A 16,412-nucleotide genomic window follows, 5' to 3' on the forward strand; every position below is an offset into this window, starting at 1 on the left:
CCCCCGTGAGGCTCCACACGGCTGCGTGTCTCGTCGTCCTCTGTCTCGCCTCTCTCGCCTGTGTCGCCCCCGTCGGCACGGCAGCGAGCAGCGACGCTCTCCACGCCGACCCCGTCGTCGACTACGCTGCGTCCAACATCAGCGTCAGCGACGACCGTACCGCCGACGGGAGCCGCATCACCGGCTTCCTCGCCAACCCCGTCGCCGACGGCGACCGCGGCGAGTACGTTTCTATCATGGTTGCCCGCGGCGGCAACTGGACGCTGAGCGACGGTGAGGCGACCGTCTCGCTCCCGACGAACACCACCGGCCACGTCGTCGTCACGGCCACGCCGGACGCGCTCGCGAACGACACGGTGGACGCGGCCGGAACCACCGTCAGCGCGCCGTCATCCTTCGCCCTCGCCAACGGCGGCGAGGAACTCACGCTCCGCCGGAACGGGACCGTCGTCGACCGCGCGAGCTACGAGACGGCTCCCGAGGGCGAGGACTGGCGGTGGAACCGCACGCCGCGCTGGCGACCGGTCGGACTGGAGCCGCGAACAGTGGTCGCCACCGGCTCCGCGACCGCCGAGGCGTTCGTCCTCCCCGACTCCCCCGATGTCGCGCTCGACACGCTCCGTGCGGCCGACGACCGCATCCTGCTCGCCGGATACACCTTCGCCTCGCCCCGCGTCGCCGACGCGCTCGTCGCCGCGGCCGAGCGAGGCGTCCGCGTCCGTGTCCTCGTCGACGACGCGCCGGTCGGGGGTACGACCACGAGGCAGGCGAGGGCACTCGACCGGCTGACCCGCGCCGGCGTTCCGGTCTCGGTCCTCGGCGGCGAGTACGCCAGATACGACTACCATCACCCGAAGTACGCCGTCGTCGACGGCCGCGCACTCGTGCTCACGGAGAACTGGAAACCGAGCGGCGTCGGCGGTCGGAGTAGCCGCGGCTGGGGCGTCCGCGTCGACTCGCAGGCGACGGCTGTGGAGCTGGCAGAGGTCTTTCGTACCGACGCCGACGGCCGCGACGCTACCACGTGGTCCGACTACCGACGCGGCCGCTCGTTCACCCAGACGAACGCTTCAGACGCGAGCTATCCCACCGAGTTCGACCCGGCGACCGTCGACGCCGACGGCGTCCGGCTCGTCACCGCCCCGGGCAACGCGGAGTCGGCGACGGTCGGACTCGTCGACAACGCGACGGAGCGCGTCTGGGTCGTCCAGCCGACCGTCGGCAGTCGCTCCCATCCGTTCCTCCGCGCCGCGATGCGGGCGGCCGAGCGCGACGTCGAGGTCCGCATCCTGCTCGCCGGGACGTGGTACGTCGAAGAAGACAACCGTCGACTCGCCGACTGGCTGAACGCGTGGGCCGACGAGGGCGACCATCCGCTGGAGGCGCGTCTGGTGACTCCCGACGGGCGGTTCGAGAAGATCCACGCCAAGGGGATGGTCGTCGACGACGCGGCCGTCGTCGGCAGCGTCAACTGGAACAACAACTCGGTCCGCGAGAACCGCGAGGTGGCTGTCGTCCTCGACGGGACGGAACCGGCCAGCTACTACGGCGACGTCTTCGCGGCCGACTGGCGTGCGTCGGCAGGAGACGGCGGTGGCGTGGGCGACCAAGGCAGCCTCACCGGCGACGACGCCGTCCCGCTCGGTCTCGTCGCGGCCGCGGTGCTCTCGGTGGTCTTCGTCGCGGTCGTCGCAAAACGGAAACTGGAGTTCGAGCGTGAGCCTTAGTCGTCGAGTGCGGGCGTGCTCGACAGCTCTTCGTCGAGGTCGGCGTCGGCCATCTTGTCGACGAGGCTGTCGATGACCTCCTCGCGCATCCCCTTCACGAACTTGATGGAGCCGACGACGAGGTGGCCGCCGCCGTTGACGCCGCCGCCGACGACTTCCTCGTTGAGTTCGGCGACCATCTGCGGGATGTCGAGGCGGACGCCATCGGAACGGAGGACGGCGAAGTCCGGCCCGTAGCCGATGGTGATGACGGGTTCGCCCGTCTCTTTGACCTTGGTGTCGTGGAGTTCACCGGTCGTCTTGCCGGGTGCCGGGTAGGTGAAGCGGTGGGCGAAGTTGTCGAGGTCGACCGTGTAGAGATGTGCCCCGCTGTCGAGGGTCTCGTGGTCGACGTGGGAGTCGACGGCTTCCAGCTGTCGCTCGACGTCGCGCTCGGCGCGCTCCGAGAGGAACTCGACGAGTTCGCGGTGGCGCTCCTCGTCGTCGCAGTCGACGTTGAGCACGTCGTTGACGAACGACTGGCCGTCCGAGTAGCGCAGCCAGTGGGCGGCGTAGTCGAGTGCCTCGCCGATGTCGAGCAGGCGGTCACGGTCGTAACCCTCGGCCTCCGCGAGGTCGACGAACTCGCCCATGACCTCGGCCTTCGAGCGGTCCGAGAGACCGGCGACGGCGGGAACGTGACGGAGTTCGTCGGTCACGTCGGGGTCGATCATCCGCGCGAGTTCGACACACATCATCCCGGTAGTGATGCGATAGTCCTCGTCGTGGAGGTAGGGGTTGACGTGCGCATCGAGGAGATGGTTGACCGCCTCCGGGTCGGGGTGGTGGTGGTCGACCACGGCGATGGGCATATCGTAGTGCGCGAGGTTCTGGTACGCCGGGACGTCCTCTTCAGTGGACCCGTTGTCCAGCATGAGCAGGAACGGGAGCTTCTGGCCGTGGCGGGCCTGTCCCTCCAGCGCGAAGTTCAGGTCGCGCGTGACGTCCTCCATCTCGTAGAACGGGGCCTTCGAGGGGAGCCGCTTGAAGAGATGTCGCGGCGCGTCGGGGTCGGCGTGGACCTCCGCGATGAACTTCTCCAGTGCGAGCTGCACCGGGAGGGAGGCGCACATTCCGTCACCGTCGGCGTGGTGACGGACGCGAATCGGGCGGCCTTCGAGGACCGTCCGGCGGAGCAGTCGGGCGACGTCCGCGAGGTCGTCGCGGAGCTTGTCGAAGGCGGGCCACTCGACGAGCGGGTCGACGTCGTTCGGTTCGGCGCGGTCGTCGAGGGCGGCGTCGCGACGTTCGGCCGCATCCTCGGCCTGCTCACCCGTGAGTTTGGTCAGGGAGGCGACTTCGATCTGCGTCGCGCCATCGTGGGTCTCGACGGTGCCGCCGATGCGGACGAGGTCGTCGAGTTCGACGTCGGGGTGGGCGCGGACGCCCGCCTCCTCGAAGGCGGCGCAGGCGACGATGCCGGTCTCGTCGCTGAGGTGGAAGATGGTCGGGCCACCGGTCTGTTTGATCTGGACGATGGTGCCCTCGATGTGGACGTCGGCTCCGGTCTGGAGCGCCTCGACGGCCGTCCGTTCGGGCTCGTGGTCGACGACTTCGGTCTGGTAGTCCTCGGGATCGGCGGCCGTGAAGGCGATGTCGCCGTTCTCGCGGACGTTCTCCAACTCGACGATGAGGCGGTCGCCGACGTCGTAGTCGCGGTCGAGGTTCGACTCGTGGACGAGGCCCGAAACCGTATCCGAGATGTCGACGAAGACGCCGTAGTCGACGACGCCGTTGACGACGGCGTGGTAGCGCGCGCCGACTTCGACGTCCTCGACGGTACAATCAGGTGCGAGGTCGTAGACGGTGGGTCGCGAATCTGACCCGGTGCCGGAATCCCCGGCTGTCTCGCTGTTCATGGGCGGTTTAGACGGGGGTTCGGGGTTAAGCTTTCCATACTGGCTCGCCCCCTTCCGCAACCCTTAGATGGCGACGAACCGGACTTTCGGCCATGCGACTGTTCCGGTCGGGCGAGATCATCGGCATCGCGGCCGACACGCTCGACTTCGCCCTCGAAGCCTCCGAGGAGACCCACCCCGACGAGTATATGGGACTTCTCCGCGGCGAGGACGCCCGCGACCTCGGCCTGGACCGTGACGGCACCGTCGTCACCGACGTGCTCATCATCCCTGGAACGGAGTCGAACCCCGTCAGTGCCACCGTCAACTCCAGTATGATTCCCAACGATATGCGGGCGGTCGGCTCCATCCACTCGCACCCCAACGGCGTCCTCAAACCCAGCGACGCCGACCTCGCCACCTTCGGCTCCGGCGACGTCCACATCATCGTCGGCTTCCCCTACCGCACGAGCGACTGGCGAGCCTTCGACCGCGAGGGCAACGAGCGCAAACTCGACGTGTTGAACGTCGACCTCGCGGACCCCGAATCGTTCTTCGACTTCACCCAGGAAGACATCGACAGCGAGCTATCCGACAAATGACGAACATGACCACCGTCATCGCACAAGGGACCTTCGACCTGCTCCATCCGGGCCACGTCCACTATCTGACCGACGCCGCCGAGCGCGGCGACGAACTCCACGTCATCATCGCCCGCCGCGGCAACGTGACGCACAAGGCCAAACCGATCCTCCCCGACCGCCAACGCCGCGACATGGTGGCCGCGCTCGACTGCGTCGACGAGGCCCATCTCGGCCATCCCGAGGACATCTTCGTCCCCATCGAGGAGATCCAGCCGGACGTCATCATGCTCGGCTACGACCAGCACCACGACGCCGACGGGATTCGGGAGGCACTGGCGTCGCGGGGCATCGACTGCGCCGTCGAACGCGCCTCGGCTCGCGAGCCGAAGTACGAGGGCGAACTGCTGTCGACAGGCCGCATCGTCGACCGGATTCTCGAAGAGCGCGGCGAGTAACGGGCCGGCTATCCGCTCCGACCACCATCTCTTAGAGCCGCGGCTGTCTCTTCGGACTCGATGGACACCGACAGGCTCACGGACAGACTCGGCGTCCCCGTCGAGGTCCACGGCCGCATCCCCAACACCACCGACCGAATCAGACGGCTCGCCCGCGACGACGCCCCGCACGGTACGACGGTCGTCGCCGACGAACTCACCGCCGCCCGCGGCCGCACCGGCTCGGCGTGGTCGGCACCCTCCGGCGGCGTCTGGACGAGCACCCTCCTCCGACCGGACTTCGACGCAGACCACGTCGGCCGACTCACCTTCGCCGCGGGCGTCGCCGTCGCCGACGTCGTCTCCTCGTTCGGCGTCAATGCCGAACTCAAGTGGCCGAACGACGTGCTGGTGGGTGGGAAGAAGATCGCGGGCATCCTCACCGAGTCCGTCCACGACGGCGTCCCCGTCGCGGGCAAGCCGGTCGACGAGGTCTTTCCGGGCGGCGAACCCGGACTCGACTACGTCACCCTCGGCATCGGCATCAACGCCAACGTCGACCCCGCGGACCTGAATCTCGACCGCCCGGCCACCGCACTCCGAGCCGAGACCGGCGGCGACGTCGACCGCGAGACCGTCGTGGTCCGGCTGAATGAGGGGCTTCGCGAACGGTGCGCGCAGGTCGAAACGGCCGACGGATTCAGTCACCTCCTCGACGACTGGCGCGAGCGAAGCGTGACGCTCGGCCAGCGGGTCGTCGTCCACCGCCGCGGGCAGGCCGTCGTCGAGGGTGTCGCACGCGACGTGACCGAGACGGGCGCGCTCGTCGTCGACACCGGTGAAGAGCGAATCGAAGTAACAGAGGGCGAGTGTCGGCAGCTGCGCCGGGAGTGAGTTGTCGGAGCGAGAAGCGAACGGGAAGGAGACGGCTACCGCTCGGCGGTCGAGAAAACGGAAGAGAGGCGACGTTAGTTCGCGAGCGCGGTCAGCTCGTCGGGGGAGTCGAGGCTGGCCGAGGAGTTGTCGGAACTGGTCTGGTCTTGGACCCACTGGTCGTACTCGTCCTGCGGCAGCACTTCGACGGTGAAGTACATCTGCGAGTGCGCGACACCGCAGTACTCAGTACAGTAGCCCTGGTAGGTACCCGGTTCGGTCGGGACCGTCCGGATGACGTTCTCCTGGCCGGGGATGGCGTCCTGCTTCAGCCCGAGTTCGGGGACGGCAAAGCCGTGCAACACGTCTTGTGACGTTATCACAAAGTAGACGTCCTGGTCGGCCGGGATGACGATCTCGTTACCGTTCGAGAAGCCGTGCTGGGGGTAGCTCATGTTCCAGCCCCACTGGAAGGCGTCGGCCTGCACGACGACGTCGTCGTTCTCCGGGGCGACGGGGTCGTCGGCCGTGTAGGTGATGTCCTCGTTCGCGAGCACGCCGTAGGAGGCGGCACCGACGAACAGCAGGATGATGGCCGTCGCGATGGTCCAGGTGATCTCCAGCCGCCGGTTCTCTCGGGTCGGCTGGGCCTTGTCGTTGTCCTTGAACTTGAAGACCGTGTAGATGAGGATCGCCTCCACCAGGATGGCGATCGGGACCCCGACCAACAGCAGCTTCTCGTTCAGGTTGTCGATGAGATCGATCGACGTCGACTGCGCCGCGACCGGCTCGACGGCGAAGGCGAGGAGCGCCGCCGAGAGGAGCGAAACGAGCGCGAGACGCTTGCCTTTCATGCTAATCTGGGCTTAGGAGAACACGCGTAAATACCTACTGTTGTGCGTTCCCAGTGCGACCGACCGGCGGCCGGCCAACGCCCGACTGGTGGGTAGCCAGCGGCCGGTCGATGCGTGGCCGGTGGCCAGCCGACGGCGAAGCGCGTCGCCTAAATACCGCGATTCCTAACCCCCACGCAAGTGATTTAGCGTGGCAGACACACAGACACCCGACCGGTTCGTCGGCCTGCTCGCCGCGACGGCGATGGGCGTCTATCTCCTCTTGGCCGTCGGCGCGACGACGGCCATCACGGACGCCACCGCCGCGTGTACCGCCTGGCCCGTCTGCGGCGACGGCTGGACCCTCCCGACGACCGTCGACGGCTACGTCGCCGTCGGCCACCGCCTCGTCGCGCTGGCCGTCGGTCTGCTCGTCGTCGCCACCGCCGTCGTCGGCTGGCGTCGTCGCGAGTCCCGGCGCGTCCGCGCCGCACTCGCCGTCTCCGTCCTCCTCTACCCGGTTCAGGCGGCAGTTGGCGCGCTCGTCGCGACCTCCGGCGTGACCCTCGCGCTCTCGGTGCTCCATCTCGCCGTCGCGATGGTCATCTTCGGCGGTCTAGTCGCCGCGCTCGCGTGGACGCTCGAAGTCCAGACCGGCGACCCCGACGACGTCCCCGAATCCGCGCCCGAACCCGACCTCCCGCCCGCGGACGACCGCTCGCCCGAGATTCCCTCGGAGCCCGTCGCCCGCGCCAAAGCGACCGCGAACGCCTACTTCCGGCTGATGAAGCCACGGCTGATGTGGCTGCTCTGTCTCGTCGCCTCGGCGGGGATGGCGCTCGCAGCGGGCAGTCAGGGCCTCGACATCGTGACCGTCCTCGCCACCCTCGGGGGCGGCGCGCTCTCTATCGGCGCGTCGGGGACGTTCAACCACGTCCTCGAACGCGACATCGACCGGCGGATGAACCGCACCAGCGACCGGCCGCTCGCGACGGACCTCGTGCCCGTCCGCAACGCCATCGCCTTCGGCGTCGTCCTCGCGGCCCTCTCGCTCGCGCTGTTCGCCTCGGTCAATCTCCTCGCCGCCGCCCTCGGCCTCGCGGCCATCCTGTTCTACAGCGTCGTCTACACGCTCATCCTCAAGCCGAACACGGTCCAGAACACCGTCATCGGCGGGGCGGCCGGCGCGCTGCCCGCCATCATCGGCTGGGTCGCCGTCACCGGCTCCATCGGGCTTGGCGGCATCGCGCTCGCGACGCTCATCTTCCTCTGGACGCCCGCGCACTTCTACAACCTCGCGCTGGCGTACAAGGACGACTACGAGCGCGGCGGCTTCCCGATGATGCCCGTCGTCCGCGGCGAGACGACCACGCGCCGCCACATCCTCTGGTATCTCGGCGCGACGCTCCTCGCCGCCGGCGCGCTCGCCGCCTCCGAGGCCCTCGGCTGGGTCTACGTCGTCTCGGGCGTCCTCGTCGGCGCGGTGTTCCTCTGGGCGGTCGTCCGCCTCCACTACGAGCAGACCGAGTCCGCGGCGTTCCGCGCGTTCCACGCCTCGAACGCCTATCTCGGCGTCACGCTGCTCGCCATCGTCGTCGACACGCTCGCAATCTGAGGCGCACAGATGTCCTTCGCAACCTCGACCCTGCCGAACTGGCGACCCTCGAAGCAGGAGCTCCTGGTCTGGGCGGCTATCCTGAACGCCGAACTGCTGGCCGTCCTCCTCTATCTCCTGTTCATGCCCGTCCGGGTGCAGTCGTGGCGGTTCATCCTCTACGGCTTCCTCTGGATCAACGTCGGGGTCTTCGCCGTCTGGAAGACGAACCCGACGCCCTCTGACCCCCGGACGCGACGTATTGCACTCCTCGTCGCCGCGGGCTACTTCCTGGTACTCGCCGTCGCGGGCGGCATCCTCGGCCCGAGTCACACCAGCCCCATCGCCGCGCTCCTGACCGACGGCCACACCCACAGCCACGGCGCGACGACGGCCGCCGCGAGCTACGAACTCCGGATGCTCCCGCCGGGCTGGGGGCCGGCGTTCGTCTACCAGGGCGCGTGGGTCATGCTCATCCTCATGCCATACAAGGTGGTCGGCTACCTCGCCCTGGCGTATCTCGTCTACGCGACCGTCATCGACGCCGTGACGGCAAGCATCTCGGGCGCGCTCGGCCTGCTCTCGTGTATCAGCTGTACGTGGCCGATTCTCGGGTCGCTCGCCGCCAGCGTCTTCGGGAGCGGCTCGGCCGTCGCCGTCGCCGCGACGACCTGGCCCTACGACATCTCGACGGTCGCCTTCCTCGGCGTGGTCGGCTTGCTCATGTGGCGGCCGCTCGTCGGCGACGGCTGAGTGGCAGCTACGACGAGGGTGAGAAACGGGCTTTTGTGTCGTCGTCGCCAAGGTTTCTCCATGACGACCGTCGACATCGAATACTGCGTCCCCTGTGGCTTTCTGAACCGCGCCGAAGACATCCAGCACGCGCTCTTGAGCCAGTTCGGCGAGGAACTCGATTCCGTGGCACTCGTCACGGGCGACCACGGCGTGCTCCGCGTCGACGTCGACGGCGAATCCGTCTGGGACAAATCGGAAGACGACTACGATGTCGACGAGATCACGCGGCGGGTGCGGGCGAAACTCTAAGCCACCTGCGCCAACACGAGCGGGAACTTCGAATCGTCGTTTCCGTCGTCGAGTTTGTCGGGATAGACCCACGTCTCTTCGACCTCGAATCCGCGCTCTTCCAGCAACTCGTGGGTCTGCTCGACACCGAGGATGCTCCACTCCATCGCGACGCCCGTCTCCAGCCAGTCGGGGTTGCGGCCCTCCCACTCGCTACAGCCGGTCGTGAACAGCAGCCAGCCGCCGGGTCGGAGGACGCGTCGGAACTCTCGGAGCGTCGCTCCGTGTTCGCTGTCCGGAATGTGGATGAACGAGTTGAACGCACAGACCGCGTCGAAGCTGTCGGTCTCGAAGGGGAGTGCGGTCATGTCGCCCTGTGTGAGCCAGCCGGAGGAGAGTTGCTCGCGAGCCAGTTCGAGTTGCGTTCGCGAGAAGTCGAGACTCGCGACCTCGCTGTCGTCGAACCACGTCGAGACGGGCCGGCCGTCGCCACAGCCAGCGTCGAGGACGTGGGGACTTGACGGGAGTCGCCCGGCGAGGTCAGCCAAGCGTTCCTCGTCGTGGTCTCTGTCTCCTCGCGCTCGCTGATAGTCCTCTGCGAGTTCGTCGTAGCCCGCTCGAATCACGCTCCGGTCGGTCATTGTCGGATGCTCAGGCGAGCGAAAGAAGTGTCTTGGGGTGGCGTGTGAACTCGACTCAGTTCCGGTGGCCCCAGCGGTTGCCCTCCTCGTCGTAGCGGGCGTCAGCGATACGCTCGAACTGGCTCCCGGAGAGGTCGACCTCGGCCGCGCCGACGTTCTCCTCCAGCTGGTCGGTCGTCCGCGCGCCGACGATGGGGATGCAGGTGAAGTCACCCTGGTCCATCAGCCAGCGGAGCGCGACCTGTGCGGGCGTGGCGTCGACCTCGTCGGCGACGGCTCGGATGGCGTCCAGCACTTCCCAGCCACGCGCGGAGAGATAGAAGTTCGAGAAGCGCTCGTCGAAGCTGCCGCGAGAGCCGTCGGGTGCCTTCACCTTCGTCGGGTCGTCCGGGTCGGCGCGTTCGTACTTGCCGGTGAGGAAGCCACCCGCGAGCGGCGAGTACGGGCAGACCGCGATGTCCTGGTCCGCACAGACGTCGAGATAGTCGCCCACGTCGTCGCGGTAGGCCGCGTGGAAGAGCGGCTGGGTCACGTCGAACCGCTGGTAGCCCTCGGCGTCCGACTTCCACAGTGCCTTGGTGAGTTGCCAAGCTGCCATCGTCGACGCGCCGAGATACTGGACCTTCCCTTCCTCGACGAGACCGGTCAGGGTCGAGAGCGTCTCCTCGATGGGCGTCTCGTCGTCCCACCGGTGGATGTAGTAGACGTCGAGGTAGTCCGTGCCGAGGCGGTCGAGCGTCCCCTCGACCTGCGCGCGGATGTGTTTCCGGCCCAGCCCCGAGTCGTTCGGACCCGGCTCACCCCATCCGTCGAAGGGGAAGTAGACCTTCGACGCGAGCACGAAGTCCTCGCGGTCGCGCTCGGCCAGCCAGTCGCCGATGTACTCCTCACTGGTGCCGTTGGGGTTGCCGTAGACGTTCGCCGTGTCGATGAAGTTGCCACCGTGGTCCGCGAAGGTGTCCAGCAGGTCGTGGGCCTGTTCCTTGTCGGTCTCGAGCACGCCGCTGGCCTCCCGGCCGAAGCGCCACGTGCCGAAGCAGAGTTCCGAGACCTTCGTGCCGGTCGACCCGAGTCGTCGGTAGTCCATGGATGAACGTCGCCAGCGAGCCGCAAAAAGGTGTGAGTCGCGGTAAGGAGTCGAGATTACTCGTCGTCGGCCGCCCGCGCGTCGGCGATGCGGTCGTACTGGTCCGTGGAGAGCGAGATCTCCGTCGCCCCGAGGTTGTCCTCCATCTGGTCGACCGTCCGCGCGCCGACGATGGGGATGCAGGTGAAGTCACGCTGCTCGATGAGGAAGCGGAGTGCGACCTGTGCAGGCGTCGCGCCGAGGTCGTCGGCGACGGCCTCGATGGCGTCGAGGACGCGCCAGCTCGTCTCGGAGACGTAGGCGTCCTGGAAGTAGTCGACGAGCGTCGCCCGCGAGCCGTCGGGACCGACGGCGCTGCCGTCCTCGCCACGCTCGTACTTGCCGGTGAGGAAGCCGCCAGCGAGCGGCGAGTACGGACAGACCGCGAGGTCCTGGTCCGCACAGACGTCGAGGTAGTCGTCGACCTCCTCGTACGCGGCGTGGTACATCGGCTGGGTGACGTCGAACCGCTGGAGGCCCTCCACGTCCGAGGTCCAGAGTGCCTTCGTCAGCTGCCAGGCGGCCATCGTCGACGCGCCGAGATAGTTGACCTTGCCCTCGTCGACGAGTTCCGTCAGGGTCGAGAGCGTCTCCTCGATGGGTGTCTCGTCGTCCCAGCGGTGGATGTAGTAGACGTCGAGATAGTCGGTGCCGAGACGGTCGAGGGTGCCTTCGATCTGTGCGCGGATGTGCTTCCGCGAGAGACCGGAGTCGTTCGGGCCGGGTTCGCCCCAGCCGTCGAAGGGGAAGTAGACCTTCGACGCGAGCACGAAGTCCTCACGGTCGCGCTCGGCCAGCCAGTCGCCGATGTACTCCTCACTGGTGCCGTTGGGGTTGCCGTAGACGTTCGCCGTGTCGATGAAGTTGCCACCGCCCGCCTCGAAGGCGTCGAGCAGTTCGTGTGCTTCGTCGCGCCCCGTCTCCACGACGTCGCCCGAGCGCATCCCGAAGCGCCACGTGCCGAAGCAGAGTTCCGAAACCTTGGTCCCGGTCGAACCGAGCTGTCGATAGTTCATAATCGATTGTCCAACGCTCGGTACAAAAACACCGGTGATGCGTCGGGGGCGAGCGACTGTCGTCGCCCCGTCCCACAGACTTTTCTCTCCGCCCCGCGCCGACTCCGGTATGCTCAGAGTCGCAGGAATCGGCGTCGGCGACCTCGGTCGGCTCGAACTCAGTCTCCTCTCGGATATCGACGGCGTCGAGGTCGTCGCCGGTGCCGACCCCTCTCACGACGCCCGCGCGGCGTTCGCCCACGAACTCAGCGTCCCCACGTACGAGGACTACGAGGAACTGCTCGCCGAGGAGGACGTCGACGCGGCGTGTATCGTCACCCCCCACACGCTCCACTACGAGCAGGCCAAAGCCTGTCTCGAACGCGACGTCCACGTCCATCTGGAGAAGCCGATGGTGACGGACATCGACCACGCCCACGACCTCATCGACCGCGCCGAGGCGCGCAACCTCGTGCTCGCGGTCGGCTACCAGCGACATTTCGACCCGCGCTTCCGCGAGATTCAGCGGCTCGTCGACGCGGGCCGCATCGGCGACGTCCACATGGCCGCCTGCCATCTCGAACAGGTGTGGATTCGCTGGACGAAAGACCAGTGGCGCGGCAACCCCGCGCTCTCCGGCGGCGGCCAGCTCTACGACTCCGGCTCGCATCTGCTCGACGCGCTGCTGTGGTCGACCCGGAGCACGCCCGTCTCCGTCGCGGCGACTGTCGACAACCGCGGCCACGACGTCGACGTCAACAGCGCGCTCGCGGCGACGCTCGAACGCGAGGACGGCGACCGCATCACGGCCAGCATCGGCGTCTCCGGAGCGGGGCAGAGTACGCCCGCGCCCGGCGAGATGCTCACCCTGCTCGGCACCGAGGGAACCATCAGCTTCGACGGCGAGACCATCGAAGTCACCGAGGGCGGCACGACCTACACCGCGACGCCGAACGACCCCGGTTTCGACGCCGTGACGCGCCGGAAGCTGGAGAACTTCGTCGACGCCATCCGCGGCGACGTCGACCTCGACATCCCCGCCGAAGACGCGCTGAAGGTGACCGCCCTCACGGAGGCCGCCTACGACGCGGCTGAGACCGGCCAGACCGTCGACGTGCAGGCCTTACTCGACCGGTCGTAAGCGCGTCTCTCGTCGTCGCCCACAGCGACGTGACCGCCGTTCTCGACTGGCATGTCGTTTCGCCAGCATCCCGCGCTAGTCGTTAACTATTATCGGTGCGAATTAGAGGTGCAATGCAAGCACTCCGGTACCACGGCCGACGAGACCTCCGCGTCGAAGACCTCGAACAGTCCCCGCTCGAAGCCGACAGCGTCCGCGTCGACGTCGACTCCTGTGGCATCTGCGGCTCGGACCTCCACGAGTACGCCGCCGGCCCCATCTTCGTGCCCGAGGGCGAACCCCACCCGGTATCGGGCGACGTCGCTCCGATTCGGATGGGCCACGAGTTCAGCGGCACGGTGAGCGAGGTCGGCGACGACGTGGGGGACCTCGCGGTCGGCGACAACGTCGCCATCAACCCCATCCTCTACTGTGGCGACTGCCGACAGTGCAACGAAGGCAACTACCACATCTGTGACTCCATCGGCTTTTTGGGGCTTTCGGGCGGCGACGGCGGCTTCGCGGAGAACGTCGTCGTGAAGGCCGAACAAGCCGTCCCGCTCCTCGACGGCGTCCCGCTGGAGCACGGCGCGCTCGTCGAACCGCTGAGCGTCGGCCTCCACGCGGTCCGTCGCTCGGGGGTCCAGGCGGGCGACACCGTCGCCGTCTTCGGCAGCGGTCCCATCGGCCTCTCGGTCATCCAGTGTCTCCGGGCGGCTGGGGCGGGTACCATCTACGTCTCGGAACCTCGCGAGGCGCGGCGGAACCGCGCGGTCGACTGCGGTGCCGACGAGACCATCGACCCGACCGAGACGGACGCGGTCGAGTACATCTCCGATGCGACGGGCGGCGGCGTCGACGTCGCCTTCGAGGTCGCCGGTATCGAGGCGACCTACAAGGCCGCGCTCCAGAGCACGCGCCCCAGCGGGACGACGGCAATCGTCAGCATCTGGGAGGGCGAAGTCGCTTCGCACCCGAACAACATCGTCCTCGGCGAACGGACCATCACCGGCACGCTCGCCTACCTCGGCGGGCCCCGCTCGGGCGAGGAGTACGGGATGGTCATCAAGATGCTCGCCGACGGCGACCTCGATCCCGAAGCGCTCATCACCGACCGCATCGGCCTGGAGGACATCGTCGACGACGGCTTCGAGTCGCTGCTCGACGCCGAGAGCGACCAGGTGAAGATTCTGGTCAAGCCCTGAGTGACGTCGACCACCATTCTTTTGTTGTCGGTCTGACAACCACGGGCTATGCAGCCCTCCAGACGTGCGGTCCTCGGAGCCGTCGGCTCGTCGGTGCTCGCACTGAGTGCCGGCTGTACCGGCGCGCTTCCGACCAGCAGCGGCAGCGAACAGACCAGCGACGTATCCGCAACCGACGCACCGGCGACCGGCGGCACGTCGACCGGTTCCGACGGTGCGGCCTTCGAAGCCCGACTCCACGGTCCCGAGCGGGAGTGGCTCCTCTTCGACGGGACAGACCTCGAGCGGGTTGGGGACGTCCGGACGACCGACTCCGGGATGGTCGGCCTGCCGGTCCTGTTGACCGAGGCAGCACTCGCGGACGTCACCGAGACGTTCCGAGAGGCTGGTGTCGCCGAGAACCGCGATGCCTTCGAAATCGTCCAGACCTACGATGGCGACGAGACGGGTCGGTTCGGTATCTCGGCCTCGCTGGTTGAAGCCATCACGGACGGCGAGTGGGACGGCCAGCTTCTGCTCTCGTTCGAGAACCGCGAGCAGGCAGAGCGAGTCAGAGCCGCGCTCGTCGCGAGCAGCGACGCGTAGGACGAAGCTGTCGCCCGCGCGGTCTCTCCCGGCCGTGCCCGTCGAAAGGGAAGCCTTACCTCCGAATCACCACGACACGGAGATATGGACGCGGTACTCGTCGCCGACGACGTCCGCCGGACGTACGGCGATACAGTTGCGCTCGACGGAGTCTCGCTCTCGGTCGGCGAGGGCGAGGTGTTCGGCCTCATCGGCCCGAACGGCGCGGGCAAGACGACGCTCGTCCGAGCACTGACGGGGACGACCGACACCGAAGGCGAGGTGCGAGTCCTCGGCGAGAGTCCGACGTCGGTCGACAGCCAGCGCGTCGGCTTCCTCCCGCAGTCGTTCACGCCACCGGAGCGACTCACGGCGAGAGAACTCGTCGCCTATTATGCTGGCCTGTACGAGGAAGCGCGCGACCCCGACAGCGTGCTCGCGGACGTCGGGCTCGGCGGGACGGGCGACACCTGGTACGAGAACCTCTCGGGCGGCCAACAACGCCGAGTCTGCGTCGCGACGGCACTCGTCAACGACCCCGACGTGCTCTTTCTCGACGAGCCGACGACCGGCATCGACCCGGCCGGTCGCCGCGCGCTCTGGGGCCTCATCGAGAACCTCGCCGAGTCGGGCACGACCGTCTTTCTCACCAGCCACTCGATGGACGAAGTCGAACGGCTGGCCGACCGGGTCGGCCTCCTGAACGCGGGCGAACTCGTCGCCGTCGGCTCGCCGGGCGAACTCGTCGCCGAACACGGCGGCGAGACGCGGCTCGTCGTCCGCACGTCGGCCGGAACCGACGCCGTCGCCGACGCTGGCTTCGTCGTCGAGGCCGACCAAGAGACGCTGACCTTCCACGACGTCGACCCGCGGGACATCGGCCGCGCCGTCGACGCCCTCGAAGCGGCGGGCGTCGCCTACGACTCGCTGACGTGGAAACAGCCCGGTCTCGAAGAGGTCTATCTCCGACTCACGGGTGAGGCGTTCGAGGGCGTGCGGCCGACGGCGAGCCCGCAAGCCGTCGCACCCGACACAGGAGGTGCCCAATGAGCCGTCTCCAGCGCGTCGCGTCGACGACGCGCGCCGGCTGGTACTCCTTCCTCCGTCGCCGGACGGCGGTGTTCTTCACGTTCTTCTTCCCGGTCATCATCGTCTCCATCTTCGCCGGGCTGGTCCAGACCCAACCCACCGGCGGCGGCATCTTCGCCGAGCCACCGGCGTACTACATCCCCGGCTATCTGGCCGTCGTCGTGCTGTTCACCCCGCTCTCGCGCGTCGGCAGCGAGATCGCCCGCCACCGCGACGGCAGCCAGTTCGAGAAGCTGGCGACCACACCCCTCAAGCGGTGGGAGTGGCTGCTCGCCCAGACGCTCGTCAACGTCGTCGTCATCGGGCTTGCGGGCTTGCTGCTCCTCGGGCTGACGGTGCTCGTGACGGGCGTGTCGATTCCGCTGTCGGCGTCGACGCTACTCTTGATTCCCTTCGTCGCCGTCGGCGTCGCGCTCTTCTGTGGACTCGGCGCGCTGCTCGGCAACTTCTCGGACTCCCAGGACGGCGTCATCGCCGCCAGCAACGCCATCGCGCTGCCCCTACTGTTCCTCTCGGAGACCTTCGTCACGCCGGACCTGCTTCCGACGTGGTTCCGCCCGGCGATGGAACTCTCGCCGCTGACGTACTTCTCGCGTGGGGTGCGCGGACTAACCTACAGCGACGCGGCACCCTCGCTCGTCCTCACGAACCTCGGCATCCTTTGTGTCCTCGCGCTCGGCTTCTTCGTCGCCGGCGCGGTGACGGTTCCACGGACGGACTGACTTCC

At 67.8% G+C, this 16,412-nt stretch carries 17 protein-coding genes; 12 read left to right on the plus strand and 5 right to left on the minus strand.

Translation table 11 applies throughout. The annotated features are described in order from the left end of the window. Positions 1–5: 5 nt before the first annotated feature. A complete protein-coding gene (locus BLR57_RS05795) occupies positions 6–1,727 on the plus strand; it encodes a phospholipase D-like domain-containing protein (protein ID WP_244509906.1) in 1,722 nt (573 codons plus the stop codon). On the opposite strand, the gene BLR57_RS05800 is transcribed toward BLR57_RS05795, so the two are convergent. Then, on the minus strand, positions 1,724–3,625 hold the full coding sequence (locus BLR57_RS05800; protein ID WP_089695031.1) for a Hef-associated nuclease: 1,902 nt from the start codon (positions 3,623–3,625) through the stop codon (positions 1,724–1,726). The genes BLR57_RS05795 and BLR57_RS05800 overlap by 4 nt on opposite strands. Positions 3,626–3,717: 92 nt before the next feature. On the opposite strand from BLR57_RS05800, the gene BLR57_RS05805 reads away from it, so the two are divergent. From BLR57_RS05805 to BLR57_RS05815, 3 genes are read left to right on the plus strand one after another with little or no spacing between them, the layout of a single operon-like run. Further along, positions 3,718–4,206, plus strand: a complete 489-nt coding sequence (locus BLR57_RS05805) for a Mov34/MPN/PAD-1 family protein (protein WP_089695032.1) — start codon at positions 3,718–3,720, stop codon at positions 4,204–4,206. A 5-nt stretch (positions 4,207–4,211) separates the two neighbouring features. Further along, positions 4,212–4,643: an FAD synthase family protein gene (locus tag BLR57_RS05810; protein ID WP_089695558.1), complete on the plus strand. Its 432-nt coding sequence runs from the start codon at positions 4,212–4,214 to the stop codon at positions 4,641–4,643. Between the two features lie 60 nt (positions 4,644–4,703). Continuing rightward, the gene (locus BLR57_RS05815; RefSeq protein WP_089695033.1) at positions 4,704–5,516 is read left to right on the plus strand and encodes a biotin--[acetyl-CoA-carboxylase] ligase; all 813 of its coding nucleotides are present in this window, start codon (positions 4,704–4,706) and stop codon (positions 5,514–5,516) included. A gap of 74 nt (positions 5,517–5,590) precedes the next feature. On the opposite strand, the gene coxB is transcribed toward BLR57_RS05815, so the two are convergent. Beyond that, positions 5,591–6,349 (minus strand): cytochrome c oxidase subunit II, encoded by a 759-nt coding sequence (coxB, locus tag BLR57_RS05820; protein WP_089695035.1) that lies wholly within the window; start codon positions 6,347–6,349, stop codon positions 5,591–5,593. Positions 6,350–6,593: 244 nt separating this feature from the next. Between coxB and cyoE the strand changes: the two genes are divergently transcribed. The 3 genes from cyoE to BLR57_RS05835 are packed head-to-tail and all read left to right on the plus strand — an operon-like array spanning position 6,594 to position 8,966. Next, a complete protein-coding gene (gene cyoE / locus BLR57_RS05825) occupies positions 6,594–7,943 on the plus strand; it encodes a heme o synthase (RefSeq protein ID WP_170830580.1) in 1,350 nt (449 codons plus the stop codon). 9 nt (positions 7,944–7,952) lie between these two features. Then, positions 7,953–8,675 carry a DUF7546 family protein gene (locus BLR57_RS05830; RefSeq protein ID WP_089695040.1) on the plus strand — a complete coding sequence of 241 codons (723 nt, stop codon included), beginning with the start codon at positions 7,953–7,955 and terminating at the stop codon, positions 8,673–8,675. Between the two features lie 60 nt (positions 8,676–8,735). Then, positions 8,736–8,966 (plus strand): Rdx family protein, encoded by a 231-nt coding sequence (locus tag BLR57_RS05835; protein ID WP_089695042.1) that lies wholly within the window; start codon positions 8,736–8,738, stop codon positions 8,964–8,966. On the opposite strand, the gene BLR57_RS05840 is transcribed toward BLR57_RS05835, so the two are convergent. The 3 genes from BLR57_RS05840 to BLR57_RS05850 are packed head-to-tail and all read right to left on the minus strand — an operon-like array spanning position 8,963 to position 11,728. Beyond that, positions 8,963–9,586, minus strand: a complete 624-nt coding sequence (locus tag BLR57_RS05840) for a class I SAM-dependent methyltransferase (protein ID WP_089695044.1) — start codon at positions 9,584–9,586, stop codon at positions 8,963–8,965. The two genes, BLR57_RS05835 and BLR57_RS05840, sit on opposite strands and share 4 nt — an antisense overlap. Positions 9,587–9,641: 55 nt before the next feature. Next, positions 9,642–10,673 carry an aldo/keto reductase gene (locus tag BLR57_RS05845; RefSeq protein WP_089695046.1) on the minus strand — a complete coding sequence of 344 codons (1,032 nt, stop codon included), beginning with the start codon at positions 10,671–10,673 and terminating at the stop codon, positions 9,642–9,644. Between the two features lie 56 nt (positions 10,674–10,729). Further along, a complete protein-coding gene (locus tag BLR57_RS05850) occupies positions 10,730–11,728 on the minus strand; it encodes an aldo/keto reductase (protein ID WP_089695048.1) in 999 nt (332 codons plus the stop codon). A gap of 109 nt (positions 11,729–11,837) precedes the next feature. On the opposite strand from BLR57_RS05850, the gene BLR57_RS05855 reads away from it, so the two are divergent. From BLR57_RS05855 to BLR57_RS05875, 5 genes are all read left to right on the plus strand, one after another. Beyond that, positions 11,838–12,848, plus strand: coding sequence for a Gfo/Idh/MocA family protein (locus BLR57_RS05855; protein ID WP_089695051.1), 1,011 nt, complete (start codon positions 11,838–11,840; stop codon positions 12,846–12,848). A gap of 113 nt (positions 12,849–12,961) precedes the next feature. Beyond that, complete coding sequence (locus tag BLR57_RS05860; protein WP_089695053.1) at positions 12,962–14,032, plus strand: 2,3-butanediol dehydrogenase; 1,071 nt, start codon at positions 12,962–12,964, stop codon at positions 14,030–14,032. 48 nt (positions 14,033–14,080) lie between these two features. Then, the gene (locus tag BLR57_RS05865; protein WP_089695055.1) at positions 14,081–14,617 is read left to right on the plus strand and encodes a preprotein translocase subunit SecD family protein; all 537 of its coding nucleotides are present in this window, start codon (positions 14,081–14,083) and stop codon (positions 14,615–14,617) included. Positions 14,618–14,701: 84 nt separating this feature from the next. Further along, positions 14,702–15,646 carry an ABC transporter ATP-binding protein gene (locus tag BLR57_RS05870; protein WP_089695057.1) on the plus strand — a complete coding sequence of 315 codons (945 nt, stop codon included), beginning with the start codon at positions 14,702–14,704 and terminating at the stop codon, positions 15,644–15,646. After that, the gene (locus BLR57_RS05875) at positions 15,643–16,407 is read left to right on the plus strand and encodes an ABC transporter permease (RefSeq protein ID WP_089695059.1); all 765 of its coding nucleotides are present in this window, start codon (positions 15,643–15,645) and stop codon (positions 16,405–16,407) included. Before BLR57_RS05870 ends, BLR57_RS05875 begins: the two co-directional genes overlap by 4 nt. The last annotated feature ends 5 nt before the right edge of the window (positions 16,408–16,412 follow it).

Origin of the sequence: Halogranum gelatinilyticum, assembly GCF_900103715.1 — an archaeon.
Lineage (GTDB): Archaea > Halobacteriota > Halobacteria > Halobacteriales > Haloferacaceae > Halogranum > Halogranum gelatinilyticum.

Bases quoted from the DNA above. Each gene is read 5' to 3' on its own strand.
- cyoE (WP_170830580.1), top strand. From the start codon at position 6,594: ATGGGCGTCTATCTCCTCTTGGCCGTCGGCGCGACGACGGCCATCACG.
- BLR57_RS05800 (WP_089695031.1), bottom strand. From the start codon at position 3,625: ATGAACAGCGAGACAGCCGGGGATTCCGGCACCGGGTCAGATTCGCGA.
- BLR57_RS05835 (WP_089695042.1), top strand. From the start codon at position 8,736: ATGACGACCGTCGACATCGAATACTGCGTCCCCTGTGGCTTTCTGAAC.
- BLR57_RS05870 (WP_089695057.1), top strand. From the start codon at position 14,702: ATGGACGCGGTACTCGTCGCCGACGACGTCCGCCGGACGTACGGCGAT.
- BLR57_RS05855 (WP_089695051.1), top strand. From the start codon at position 11,838: ATGCTCAGAGTCGCAGGAATCGGCGTCGGCGACCTCGGTCGGCTCGAA.
- BLR57_RS05875 (WP_089695059.1), top strand. From the start codon at position 15,643: ATGAGCCGTCTCCAGCGCGTCGCGTCGACGACGCGCGCCGGCTGGTAC.
- BLR57_RS05830 (WP_089695040.1), top strand. From the start codon at position 7,953: ATGTCCTTCGCAACCTCGACCCTGCCGAACTGGCGACCCTCGAAGCAG.
- BLR57_RS05810 (WP_089695558.1), top strand. From the start codon at position 4,212: ATGACCACCGTCATCGCACAAGGGACCTTCGACCTGCTCCATCCGGGC.
- BLR57_RS05840 (WP_089695044.1), bottom strand. From the start codon at position 9,586: ATGACCGACCGGAGCGTGATTCGAGCGGGCTACGACGAACTCGCAGAG.
- BLR57_RS05805 (WP_089695032.1), top strand. From the start codon at position 3,718: ATGCGACTGTTCCGGTCGGGCGAGATCATCGGCATCGCGGCCGACACG.
- BLR57_RS05850 (WP_089695048.1), bottom strand. From the start codon at position 11,728: ATGAACTATCGACAGCTCGGTTCGACCGGGACCAAGGTTTCGGAACTC.
- BLR57_RS05865 (WP_089695055.1), top strand. From the start codon at position 14,081: ATGCAGCCCTCCAGACGTGCGGTCCTCGGAGCCGTCGGCTCGTCGGTG.
- coxB (WP_089695035.1), bottom strand. From the start codon at position 6,349: ATGAAAGGCAAGCGTCTCGCGCTCGTTTCGCTCCTCTCGGCGGCGCTC.
- BLR57_RS05860 (WP_089695053.1), top strand. From the start codon at position 12,962: ATGCAAGCACTCCGGTACCACGGCCGACGAGACCTCCGCGTCGAAGAC.
- BLR57_RS05845 (WP_089695046.1), bottom strand. From the start codon at position 10,673: ATGGACTACCGACGACTCGGGTCGACCGGCACGAAGGTCTCGGAACTC.
- BLR57_RS05815 (WP_089695033.1), top strand. From the start codon at position 4,704: ATGGACACCGACAGGCTCACGGACAGACTCGGCGTCCCCGTCGAGGTC.